Source organism: Methylibium sp. (assembly GCF_013817345.1).
In the GTDB taxonomy this organism is placed as follows: domain Bacteria; phylum Pseudomonadota; class Gammaproteobacteria; order Burkholderiales; family Burkholderiaceae_C; genus Methylibium.
The window spans coordinates 15648-28260 of the sequence record NZ_JACDCW010000013.1 but is presented as its reverse complement, the minus strand read 5'-3'; the positions used below and the strand labels follow the sequence as shown (position 1 = coordinate 28260).

Here is a 12613-nt window from a genome sequence, read left to right as displayed (position 1 = left end):
GCCGCCGCGTCACGGGAGCGATTCTTCGGTTTTCGCGGATGCCGGCGCTTCATTGAGGGCAATGGTTTCCTGGCCGGCGGCGAACCTGCCGACCCGGTTGTTGCCGTTGCGCCTGGCTCGCAGCAGCGCCTTGCCGGCACGCTCGATCAAGGTCGACGCGCCCAGCGCGTTGGCGGGCAGCGCGTCCACACCGGCGGTGACCGTCAACCGGCGCGCGGGGTGCTCCTGCGCGGCATCGGCGCCTTCGCTTTGCACCTGAGCGCGTACCCGTTCGGCGAAGGCCAGCGCGTCCTGGATCGACAAGCCCGGCGAGACGATGCCGAAATGCTCGGCGTCGATCCGCACCAGCAGATCGTTGGGCCGCGCACATTGCTTGAGCACCCTGGCGACCATGCGCACCGCCTGGTCCGCCGCCTGCGGCCCCGGGCCGGCCAGCAAGGCCCGGTACGGGTCCACCGCCAGCTTGACGCCGCTCAGAACCCCCGAGCGAACACTGGCGTCGCCCAGCAGCGCCATGAAGGCGCTTTGGAACGCAGCGGGGGTGAGGTAAGCGCGCAGAACATCGGCATCGCTCGAGTTGGCAGGCGCGGCGCCCTCCGGCTCGAATGCGCACACGCGGTTGCGGCCCGAGCGCTTGGCGCGGTAGAGCGCCTGGTCGGCCCGGTCGATCAGCGCCGGCGCGGCAACGGCTTGACTCGACAGTGCCTCCACGCCGAGGCTGACCGTGATTCGCAGGTTCTCCACCTCACGCACGCCCGGGCCGCATTCGGTGAGGATGCGCTCGCGCACGCGCTCGGCGAACGCGGCCGCAGCGGCCATGCCCAGGCCCGGCAGCACGACGCAGAACTCCTCGCCGCCATAGCGGCAGACCAGGTCGGCTGAACGTGTCGAGTCGAACAGCTTCTTCGCCACCTCCTGGATCACCCGGTCGCCGATCACGTGGCCGTGGTCGTCGTTGACGAGCTTGAAATGATCGATGTCGAGCATCACGCAGCTCAGCGGGCTGTTCGCGGCGTGAGCCTCGCTCAGCCGCGCCTCGAACGCATCGAGGAACGCGCGCCGGTTCAGGCAGCCGGTGAGCGGGTCGCGCGTGGCCAGCCGCTCGAGCTCGGTGTTCTGTCGCTGCACTTCTTCGTTCGAGGAGGTGAGCGCCGTCATGGTCTGGCGCAGCGATTCGTTGGCGCGCTGCAGTGCCGTCACGTCATTGAAAGTCACGAGAGAGCCGCGCACGGTACCGCCGGGGTCGGTGATCGGCGCGCAGTTGATCACCAGTTGCCGCGCGTCGGGGCTGCCGGTGCCGACCTCCAGTGTGTAGCCCGCACTGGCGGCGCGATCGGACATTGCTAGCGCCCAGGGATGCTCGCTGCGAGTGGAACTCAGGTTCTCGCACAGCCAGGGCAGATCCGACAGGTTCCTGCCGACTCCAACGGCCGCAGCCTCGGGATGCAGCCCACGGAAATGCTTGTTGGCGAGCAGCACACGGCCGCGGGCGTCGAGCGCGACCACGCCCTCGGCCATCGCGTCGAAGGCGCCCTGGACGCGTTCGGGGATCACCGAAGACGGGTCCAGGTGCTGCAGCGCGCGCCGCATGTACAGCCAGAACACCAGCATGCCGGCGGCGGACATGAACAGCAGCATCACCATCAGCGGCTGGCGCAGCAGGCGCAGCACCGCGTTGCCTTCCTCCCGGGCGAAGGCCACCTCGAAGCTGCCCCAGGGCGCGCCGTCGGCGTTGAGTTTCACCGTCACCTGCTCGAGATTCGATACGTCGGTGTCGCGGCTTTGCCAGTTGCGGGCATGGTCGCCGCCCTGCAACACGATCGCCCCGTCGGCGCGGCGGATGGCGAGCGAGCGGACGTCGTCGGTGCGCGTGGCGACGCTGTCGAGCGTGCGCTGCAGCGCTCCCCGGTCGTCGGTCTGCAGGAGTGCCGCGACCTGCACCGCCAGGGCTTCGCCCATGCGCTTGCGCAACTCCATGGTCTGAGCGGTGCTGTCGGGTAGCACGCCGAAGAACAGATCGGCCAGCAGCACCAGCGTGCCGCAAAGACCGACCAGCGCAAGCGTCATCTGCAGGAGGGGGCTGGGCTTCTTCATCGGATCACCGAGTGGCGCGCGCTGACTTCGGCTTCGAAGAGCTCGGCCACCGCGCTGTCTTCGTGGTCGGTCGGTGTTGAGCTGGTGTCAAAGTTGCCACCGCTGTCGTCGTCGCTGTCGTCGCCGCGGTCGTCATCGTCTTCGGCTTCGTCGTTCGAGCGCGCCAGCACCGGCAGCAGGTCGACGTGGCGCCAGGCGGGAACGCCCATCAGCATGGTGGTGATCAGCCCGCCGCTGCGCGTGAGCCACCAGACGAAGCCGGCGGTGAAGGTCACGCTGGCCACCCGGATCGGGTCGCGGGCGGCCTCGGTGAAGGATGACGGGCTGCCGGCGGCGTCGCCGCGGCGGTCCGTCCTCGTCGCATCGGCCTCGATGGCGGTGTCGCGCGCCAGCAGCATGGCGCTGCGCAAGGACGGCTCGGTGCCCCCGGGACGGCCGCCTGATCCCAGTTCATGGCGATGAGGGCAGGAGCCTCGCCGAGCGTGAAGTCGCCGAAGGAGATCGAGGCCAGGTCGCCCGCGTTGTCGCGTTCCCGCAGCGGCACGCGAAGCGTCGAGCCGATGCCGCGAGGATCGGCGGCATCCGGCCCGCCGGCCTCGGGCGCCATGGGGTCGATACCGCCGATACCGCCGTCGTCGCCTTCGCCTTCCTGCGGGGCTGGCGGGGCCGAATCGCCGCTGGCGGGGGGCGGCGTTTCAGGCTCCGGCTCGGCCGGCGGCGGGGCCGGCGGGACGGTGCTGCCGGGCGGGGGGGGCGGGGGCGGTTCGGGTGCAGGAACAGGCGGCGTCATGGGGCCGGGGTCGGTCTGCGTCGGCTCGCGAAGCGCGACCCGCAGCGACTGCTCGAAACTCAGGCCGCCGGTGTCGGTGACGCGAACCCTGAGATCGAAGCTCGCCTGTGCCTCGAAGTCCAGCACGGCGCCGGGCGCAACGACGATGCGGCCGCTGGTCGGATCGATCGAGAAGCGCCCTGCGGCGTCCTGCACCAGCGCATAGCTGAACGTCTCGCCGGTATCGGGGTCGGAAGCGATCACCGTGGTGACCACCGTGCCGGCTGGCGCCTTGTTTTCAATCTGAACGGCCGCCGGCGCAAGGCCGTTCGGCGTTTCGTTGGCATTGATCACCGTGACGCTGAGCGCCTGCGTGTCGGCGAAGCTGCCGTCGCTGACCCGCACGAGCACGTCGTAGAGGTTGTCGGCGTTCGCATCGCCCGGCGCTTCATAGTCGGGTGCCGAGGCGAAGATCAGCGCGCCGGTGCTGGCATCGATGGTGAAGCGCGCCGCATCGGCACCGCCGGCGATCGAGTAGGTGAGGGTCTGTGCGGGCAGGTCGGCGTCGGTGGCGGTGACGTTGGTCACGGCGATGCTGTTCTCAGTGACGTTGATGCTTGCCGTGGCGCCGCCGCCGTTGCTGATGATCACCGGGGCGTTGTTGTTGACCGGGGTGACAGTCACGGCGAGGGCCTGTGTGTCGGTCAAGCTGCCGTCGCTGGCTTGCACGATCACGTCGTAGACGTTGTCGGCGCCGGTGTCGCCGGGCGCTTCGAAGCTGGGTGCCGAGACGAAGCCCAGTGCGCCCGTGGCCGCGTCGATCGTGAAGCGTGCTGCATCGGCGCCGCCGGTGATCGAATAGGTGAGGGTCTGTGTCGGCAGGTCGGCGTCGGTGGCCGTCACGGTCGTGACCGAAGTGCCACCCTCGGCGACGTTGACGGTGGCCGAAGCGCCGCCCCCGTTGCTCGTGATCACCGGCGGGTTGTCGTTGACCGAGGTGACGGTGACGGCAATGGCCTGCGTGTCGCTGCCGCCGGCGCCGTCAGTGACCTGCACCGTCACGGCGTACCCGTTGTCGGCACCGGCGTCACCCGGCGCTTCGCGGTCCGGAGCGGCACGAAAGCTCAGCGCGCCGGTCGTGGCGTTGATCTGGAACAGCGCGGCGTCGGCGCCGCCGACGATGCTGTAGGAAGGCGCGCCGCCATCGACGTCGCCGCTGGTCACCGTGGTCACGGCCGTGCTGTTCTCGGCCAGGTTGACGCTCGCGGTCGCACCACCGCCGTTGCTGGTGATGACGGGCGCGTCGTTGACCGCGGTGACGGTGATCGACGCCGTTGCAGCGGCCGTGCTGAACGCCGTGGTGCCGCCGGCGGGGCTGGTGCCCAGCTTCGTTCCTGCGGTGCCGTCGCTTCGGTCCCAGGCCTGGAAGGTGATGCTGGCTGCGTCGGCGTCCACGCCGTCCGGCACGAAGCGCAGCCGATCGCCGGCGCGCAGGAGCAGGGCCGACGAGTCGGAGACCGGGCCGACATCGCCCCAGGTGCCGCCGCCGTCGAGCGAGTACTGCCAGGTCCCGTTGCCGGCATCGAGCCCCGTGAGTGCAATGCCCTCCAGCGCGCCGTTGTCCACGTCGGTGATGCGGTTTCCGCCAGCGCTGGCGATGATCTCGGCGACCGTGTTGCCGCCGTTGTTCGCCGCATCCTCGTCGATGGTAGTGAGCGTCATGGTGCCGGTGTTGTCCAACACGGGCGCGTCGTTGACGGCGGTGACGGTGATCGAAGCAGTTTCCGTGGCCGTGCTGAAGGCCGTCGTGCCGCCGTTGACGCTGGCGTCCGCTTTCGTGCCGGTGCTGCCGCTGGTCTGGTCCCAGGCCCGGAAAGTCACTGAGGCGGTGTCGGCGTTCTCGGTGTCGGGCACGAAGCGCAGGCGATCGGTCGCCCGCAGCAGCAGCGCAGACGTGTCCGAGACCGCCCCCACGTTGCTCCATGCGGTGCCGCCGTCGGTCGAGAACTGCCAGGTGCCGTTGCCGCTGTCCAGGCTGTTGACGGCGATCCCTTCCAGGGCCCCCGTGTCCACGTCGGTGATGCGGTTGCCTCCGGCGCTCAGGATGATGTCCGAGACAAGGCGACCGTTGGTGTTGGTGGCGTTCTCGGTGATCGCCGGCAAGCTCATCGTGCCGGTGTTGTCGAGCACGGGCGCGTCGTTGACTGCCGTCACGGTGATCGAAGCGGTTCTGGCACCAATACTGATGGCGTTGGTGCCACCGAGGGTGCTGGCGCTGACCTTCGTGCCTGCAGTGCCGCTCGTCTGGTCCCAGGCTCGGAAGAAGACACTGGCTGCGTCGGCGTTCGCGCCGCCCGGCACGAAGCGCAGCCGATCGTCGGCGCCCAGGAGCAGGGCCGACAAGTTCGAGACCGCGCCGACACCGCTCCAGGTGCCGCCGTCGTCGAGAGAGTATTGCCAGGTGCCGTTGCCGGCGTTCAGGCTTTCCAGGGCGATGCCTTCCACCGCCCCGTCGTCCACATCGGTGATGCGGTCGCCGCCGGCGCTGGCGATGATTTCGGCGACCGTGTTGCCGCTGTTGTTCACCGCGTCTTCGTCGATCGTGGTGAGCGTCATCGTGCCTCCGTTGTCAACCACGGGCGCGTCGTTGACGGCAGTGACGGTGATCGAAGCCGTTTCCGTGGCCGTGCTGAAGGCGGTGGTGCCGCCGTTGACGCTGGCGTCTACCTTCGTGCCCGTGCTGCCGCTGGTCTGGTCCCAGGCCCGGAAGGCCACCGTGGCGGAGTCGGCGTTCTGCCTGTCGGGCACGAAGCGCAGGCGATCCGTCGCCCGCAGCAGCAACGCCGACGTGTCCGAGACCGCACCGACGGCGGTCCACGAAGTGCCGCCGTTGGTCGAGAACTGCCAGGTGCCGTTGCCGCTGTCCAGGCTGTTGACGGCGATGCCTTCCACAGCGCTCGCGTCCCCATCGGTGATGCGGTTGCCGCCCGCGCTGGCGATGATCTCGGAGACGAGGCTGCCGGTGTTGGTGGCCGTGATCGCGTCTTCGTTGATCGTCGGCAGGGTCATGGTGCCGGTGTTGTCGAGCACGGGCGCGTCGTTGACCGCCGTCACGGTGATCGAAGCGGTTCTGGCACCAATACTGATGGCGTTGGTGCCACCGAGGGTGCTGGCGCAGACCTTCGTGCCTGCCGTGCCGCTCGTCTGGTCCCAGGCTCGGAAGAAGACACTGGCTGCGTCAGCGTTCGCGCCGTCCGGCACGAAGCGCAGCCGATTGTCGGCGCCCAGGAGCAGGGCCGACAAGTTCGAGACCGCGCCGACACCGCTCCAGGTGCCGCCGTCGTCGAGAGAGTATTGCCAGGTGCCGTTGCCGGCGTTCAGGCTTTCCAGGGCGATGCCTTCCACCGCCCCGTCGTCCACATCGGTGATGCGGTCGCCGCCGGCGCTGGCGATGATTTCGGCGACCGTGTTGCCGCTGTTGTTCACCGCGTCTTCGTCGATCGTGGTGAGCGTCATCGTGCCTCCGTTGTCAACCACGGGCGCGTCGTTGACGGCAGTGACGGTGATCGAAGCCGTTTCCGTGGCCGTGCTGAAGGCGGTGGTGCCGCCGTTGACGCTGGCGTCTACCTTCGTGCCCGTGCTGCCGCTGGTCTGGTCCCAGGCCCGGAAGGCCACCGTGGCGGAGTCGGCGTTCTGCCTGTCGGGCACGAAGCGCAGGCGATCCGTCGCCCGCAGCAGCAACGCCGACGTGTCCGAGACCGCACCGACGGCGGTCCACGAAGTGCCGCCGTTGGTCGAGAACTGCCAGGTGCCGTTGCCGCTGTCCAGGCTGTTGACGGCGATGCCTTCCACAGCGCTCGCGTCCCCATCGGTGATGCGGTTGCCGCCCGCGCTGGCGATGATCTCGGAGACGAGGCTGCCGGTGTTGGTGGCCGTGATCGCGTCTTCGTTGATTGTCGGCAGGATCATGGTGCCGGTGTTGTCGAGCACGGGCGCGTCGTTGACGTTCGTGACGGTGATCGCGACGGTATCGCTGTCCGTCGCGCCATCGCCATCGGTCGAAAGGACGGTGAGCGTGTCGCCACCGGCGAAATCGGCAGCACCCTGGTACGTGAGTGTCGCCAGCGCGGCGTTGATCTGCGCCTGCGAGCCGGCGAGCGTGAGCGTGGTGCTGCCGTTGTTGCCGGCGCTCACCGTGGCACCGCCCGCCAGGCTGACCGTCAGCACGCCGCTCACCACGGCCAACCGGGTCGAGACGAGGTTGCCGTCGAGGTCATCGACCGAAATCGTCGCGCCGCCGCTGAAGGAAAGCTGCGTATCCTCGGCGACCGACTGTGCGCCGGGGACCGTGTTGACCGGCGCTCGGTTGACGCTGATCGCCACGAAGTTCTGCGAGAACTCCGAGCTGTCGGCGAAGCTGGAGCTGGTGGGCGCATGCGTGGCGGTCACGCTGATCGCGGAGCCGATGGGCACCGTGGCGGACAGCGTGGTGCTGATCGTGGCGTTGCCCGAGGCGTCGGTGGTTACGTTGCGGGAACCCAGATAGATCTGTCCTTCGCCATGACCGCTGGCATCGCCGGTCGTGTTCGAGAAGAACTCGATGCGGTAGGTGCGGTTTGCCACCGTGTTGAGCGTGCCGGTGACGACGAGTTGCCCGGCTTCGTCGGTTCGTACGTCCGTCAACAGCGGGAAGTTCTGAGTGTTGTTCGGGCCGGTGTCCGCATCGCCGGCATCGTTGGCGGTGACACCGTCGTTGCCTAGGTCGATGCCCAGCAATGTGTTCGAGTGGATGATGTTGCGCACGAAACTGTTGCCCGCGCCGGCGGTGGACAGCGCCGTGATGCCGTTCGCCCCGTTGAACGCGATGCGATTTCCCTGGCCGGCAAAGGGGCCGCCGATCCGGTTGTTGGCCGCGCCGTCCTGCAGCCGGATTCCATCGACGCTGTTGCCGAGCGCCGCGGTGCCCGCGGCGTTCGTGCCGATGAAGTTGCTTTCCAGGGCGTTGCCCGTGGTTCCCACGCCGCGCAGGAGAACACCGTTGCCCGTGTTGCCGGAGATGACGTTGGCTCTTCCTTGGCCGATGCTGTTGTTGCTGGCACCGGCATCGAGCAGCACGCCGCCCATGCCGTTGGCGATCGCCGCTGTACCGGCTGCGTTCGTGCCGATGTAGTTGCCTCGGACGGTGTTGGTGTTCGAGTTGAAGATGACGATGCCGTAGTTCGCGTTGCCGGAGATCACGTTGCGGTCGGCCGCCGTCGTGCCGCCGATCAGGTTGCCCTGGGCGCCACCGTCGATCCCGATGCCGTGCAAGCCGTTGCCCAGCGCGGCCGTGCCGCCCGCGTCGGTGCCGATGAAGTTGCCGCGAACGATGTTGCCGGTGGTGGTGGCATTCACGAGGTAGATGCCTTCCTCCGCGTTGCCGGAGATCACGTTGCCTGCCACCGTGTTGTCTTCCGATCCGTTGTCGATTCGCACCCCCTGTCGGCTGTTGCCGAGAGCTGTCGTGCCAAAGACGTCGGTGCCGATGTAGTTGCCGACGATCTCGTTCATGTCGCTCGATGTGATGTGCACTCCGCGCAAGGTGTTGCCGGAAATCAGGTTGCGCGCGCCGGTCGTCGTGCCGCCGATGATGTTCCCCGATCCACCCTCGACGCGCACGCCGCTGACGCTGTTCGCCATTGCCACGGCACCTGCCGCGTCGGTGCCGATGTAGTTGCCCTGGATGACGTTGCTGCTGGCATTGAAAAGCCTGATGCCGGAGCTGGTGTTGCCCGAAATCACGTTCCGGTCGGCGGTGGCCGTGCCCCCGATCGTGTTGCCGCTGGCGCCGGCGCTGATGTAGATGCCTGCAAGGGCATTGCCCAGCGCCGCCGTGCCGTCCGCATTGGTGCCGATGTAGTTGCCTCGGGCCGTGTTGCCGTCTGTGCCGAGGCCATCGATCCACAGGCCTTCCTCGGCGTTGGCCGAGAGCACGTTGTCCTTCACCGAGTTGAGCGTCGCGGCATTGGACAGCTTGACACCGGCGATGCCGTTGCCGAGGGCTGCGGTGCCGGCCGCGTCGGTGCCGATGTAGTTGCCGACGATCGAGTTGCCGCTGCTGGCGGTGACTTCGACGCCATTGCCGGTGTTGCCCGAGATCAGGTTGCGCGCGCCGGCCGCCGTGCCCCCGACGGTGTTGCTGCTCGCCCCGGCTTCGACCATCACGCCATTCGCGGCGTTGGCCAGGGCGCCGGTACCTGCCGCGTTGGTGCCGATGTAGTTGCCCTGGACGATGTTGCCCGTGGTGCCGGCGCTGACCAACAGAATGCCGTGGTCGAGATTGCCGGAGATCACATTGCGTTCAGCGAGCGTGGTGCCGCCAATGATGTTGCCGCTCGCACCGCCGCCGACGGTGATACCGGTCAACACGTTGCCCAGCGCGAGGGTGCCGAGCGCATTCGTGCCGAGATAGTTGCCGCGAACTGCGTTGTCGTTCGTGCCTGCGCCTTCGATCCAGATGCCTTCCCAGCCGTTCGCCGAGATCACGTTGTCCGTCACGGAGTTGGTGGTCGAGGCATTGAGCAGCCAGACGCCTGCCAAGCTGTTGCCCAGGGCCGCCGTGCCGGCTGCAGTGGTGCCGATGTAGTTGCCGACGACTGCGTTGCCGCTGCTTGCGTCGATCTTGATGCCCCCGCTGGAATTACCCGAGATCACGTTGCGCGCGCCCGCGCCCGTACCGCCAATCGTGTTGCCGCTTGCGCCATCGGAGATGGACACGCCGTCACCGGCATTGCCCAGCGCCGTCGCGCCGCTGAAGTCGGTGCCGATGTAATTGCCCAGAACCACATTGCCGATCGCGCCCACGCCGCTGATGCCGATGCCGGACAACTGGTTGCCGGCGATCACGTTGCGGTCCGCCGCGACCGTGCCGCCGATCGTGTTGTTGGCGCCCAGCACGAGGATGCCCTCGCCGCTGTTGCGCTCTACCGTGCCAGCGTCGAGGCCCGCGCCCGTCAGGGTGCCGATGTAGTTGCCCACGATCGTGTTGTTGTCCGAGCCGGCCTCGATGCGAATGCCGTCGCCGAAGAAGTCGCGGATCACCAGCCCGCGGATCGTGCTGCCGTCGGCGGTGCTGCCCAGCACCAGGCCGGTGAGGGCGTTCTCGCCGTCGAGGATGACCGCGGGCCGGTTGCCGTTGATGGCGAAACTGTTGTCGGTGGTGGCGTCGAGGATCACCGTGTCGGTGATCGTCGGCAGCACCGAGTCGAGGCGGATGGTGTTCCACCCCGTATCTGCGATGGCGAAGACAATCTTGTCCGGCGTGCCGCCGTTGACCGTGTTGTTCGTCGCGGTGATCGCCTCGCGCAGTGAGATGCGGCCGTCGGCGCCGCGCCCCGCGCCGAGCGCCGCGATCGATGTCGTGCTGCCGTCGCTGACATCGCTGATCGTGTCGACCACGACGATGCCGCTGGTGGTGGCGGTGACGTTCGCGGCGAACTCGGAGCTGCTGCCGTAGGTGCCGCCGCCGAGATCGACCGTGGCGGTGGCGGTGACTTTGTCGCCGCTGTTGATCCACAGGCCGGCGAGCGTGGCGTTGATCGCCGCATTGCCGGCGCCGTCGGTCACGACGGTCGCAAAGCCCAGGTAGCGCTCGCCTTCCCCGTTGTTCGCGTCAGCCACGCTCGGCCGGTTGGCGAAAAACTCGATACGGTAGGTGGTGCCGGCGTCGCTGTTGATGGAGCCGCTGATCGTGGTGCCGGTGGCGTCCGAGGTGGCGCTCGTCAGCACGGGGTAGTTCTGCAGGTTGTTGGGTCCGGTGTCGGCATCGCCCGCGTCGTTCAAGGTCACGCCGTTGTTGTCGAGGTCGATACCGAGTTGTCCGTTGGAGTGAATCGAGTTGCCGAGCAACGCATTGCCAACACCCGCCGTAGGCCGGAGGAGGATTCCCTTGGACGCGTTGAACGCAATCAAATTGCCTTGGCCTGCCGAGGTGCCGCCGATGCTGTTACCGGAAGCGGAGTCGCCGATGGCGATGCCGTCACTCGTATTGCCGAGAGCCACGGTGCCGGTGCTGTCGGTGCCGATGTAGTTGCCGTACACCCGGTTGCCAGAGGTGCCCACGCCCTCCACGTTGATGCCATCGACGTTGCCCGAAATATAGTTTCCTGCACCAGCTGCAGTGCCGCCAACCGTGTTGTTGCTGGCGCCGAAGGCGATCCAGACGCCGTCGAAGCCGTTGCCTATCGCGGCGTTACCGGCCGCGTTCAAACCGATCAGGTTGCCGAGCACCACGTTGCCGGACGTGCCGGTGTCGAGGAGCGCAACGCCGTCACGATTGCCGGAGATGACGTTTCCCGCACCGGCTGCGGTGCCGCCGATGGTGTTGTTGCTGGCTCCAAAATAGATCTCGACGCCGGCACCGTCATTGCCGAGGCCGCTCGCGCCGTTGGCGCTGGTACCGACGTAGTTGCCGCGGACGATGTTCGCGGTTGCGCCGGCCCCCTCCAGCATGATGCCGGAGAGACCGTTGCCGGAGACGACGTTGCGATCGGCAGCCGTGGTGCCGCCGATGAGGTTGCTGCCGGACAGCACGTAGATCCCCGCTTCACCGTTGCCCAGGTCGGCCGTGCCGGCCACATTGCTGCCGATGTAGTTGCCGACGATGGTGTTGCCGCCGCTGCTGGCGGTTATTTCAATCCCGTCGCCGCCGAACCGGTTGATGACCAGTCCGCGGATCGTGCTGCCGGCCGAGCCTGCGCCCAGCCGCAGTCCATCGGCGCCCACGCCGGCGCTCGCGCCGTTGAGCTCGACGATGGGCGCGCCGGCGAAGTCGGGCTCGGTCGCCGCGTTGAGGATCACCGTGCCGGTGATGGTCGGCAGTGCGGAGGCGAGGTTGATCGTGTGCGCGCCGCCGACCAGCGCAGCACTGATGCTGAACGAGATGTTGTCGGTCCCGGCGTTCGCGTTGGCGTCGATGATCGCCTGGCGCAGCGAGCCGGCGCCGCTGTCGTTGATGTTGGTGACGGTGTAGGTGGCGAGGGCGCCTTGCCACGCCGCCTGCGTCTGTGCACCGATGACCACGTCCGTCTCAATGCCGCCCACGGCGCGCTCGAGCTCCCAGTCGCCGAACTGCGCCGCGTGTCCGGTGCGGTCGGTGCTGGCCGCGACGTCTGCGCCGGTGAGCCGCGCCATCGTCTGCATGGCGGCCAGCCCCGCTTCGCCCTGGCCGAAGTTGCAGCCGTAGATCAGCAGGTCGGCATCCGACGAGAAGCTCTGGCCGATCTGTGCGAGGAGGTCGGCGTACCGACCATCGAGCGCGCCTTGCGTGACGAAGGCGCTGCCCAGGTGCAGTTCGGCCGCGTTGCCTTCGCCGATCAGGTGAACGGCATCGATGCCGGTGCGCCCGCGCAGGTGCGCGGCGATCTGTTCGATGCCGTCGCGGTGGCGGTCGAGCAGCACGACTTCGGCGTCGGCGTCGATGCCTTCGATGAGCTGCCCGTAATTCTCGACGCGGGTATCGACGAACACGATCTCGTGGCGGCGTTGCTGCTGCTGTTGAAGCAGCGAGCTCTGTTCCGACGGCGATGACGGCGCCGCCGGATCCAGCGTGCCGACGATCGCACCGGTGCTGCCGCCTTCATCGCTGCCGGACCACATCAAAGGGTTCAGGTCGGCCGAGTACAGGATGCGCGGCTCGCACTCTTCGACCACGGCGGAGCGTTCGGCCTCGAGGTCGAACCAGGCGGCAAGGCGGTGCAGCAGCATCGGGCG

At 68.0% G+C, this 12613-nt stretch carries 3 protein-coding genes; all 3 read right to left on the bottom strand.

The annotated features are described in order from the left end of the window. Positions 1 to 9: 9 nt before the first annotated feature. From H0W40_RS04095 to H0W40_RS04085, 3 genes are read right to left on the bottom strand one after another with little or no spacing between them, the layout of a single operon-like run. Positions 10 to 2094: a diguanylate cyclase gene (locus H0W40_RS04095; RefSeq protein WP_292443475.1), complete on the bottom strand. Its 2085-nt coding sequence runs from the start codon at positions 2092 to 2094 to the stop codon at positions 10 to 12. Next, entirely contained in the window at positions 2091 to 2369 is a 279-nt protein-coding gene (locus tag H0W40_RS04090) for a hypothetical protein (RefSeq protein WP_292443472.1), read from the bottom strand. The genes H0W40_RS04095 and H0W40_RS04090 overlap by 4 nt, the downstream gene beginning before the upstream one ends. Further along, complete coding sequence (locus H0W40_RS04085; RefSeq protein WP_292443470.1) at positions 2366 to 12607, bottom strand: DUF4347 domain-containing protein; 10242 nt, start codon at positions 12605 to 12607, stop codon at positions 2366 to 2368. The genes H0W40_RS04090 and H0W40_RS04085 overlap by 4 nt, the downstream gene beginning before the upstream one ends. Between the last annotated feature and the right edge of the window lie 6 nt (positions 12608 to 12613).

Bases quoted from the DNA above. Each gene is read 5' to 3' on its own strand.
- H0W40_RS04095 (WP_292443475.1), bottom strand. From the start codon at position 2,094: ATGAAGAAGCCCAGCCCCCTCCTGCAGATGACGCTTGCGCTGGTCGGT.
- H0W40_RS04085 (WP_292443470.1), bottom strand. From the start codon at position 12,607: ATGCTGCTGCACCGCCTTGCCGCCTGGTTCGACCTCGAGGCCGAACGC.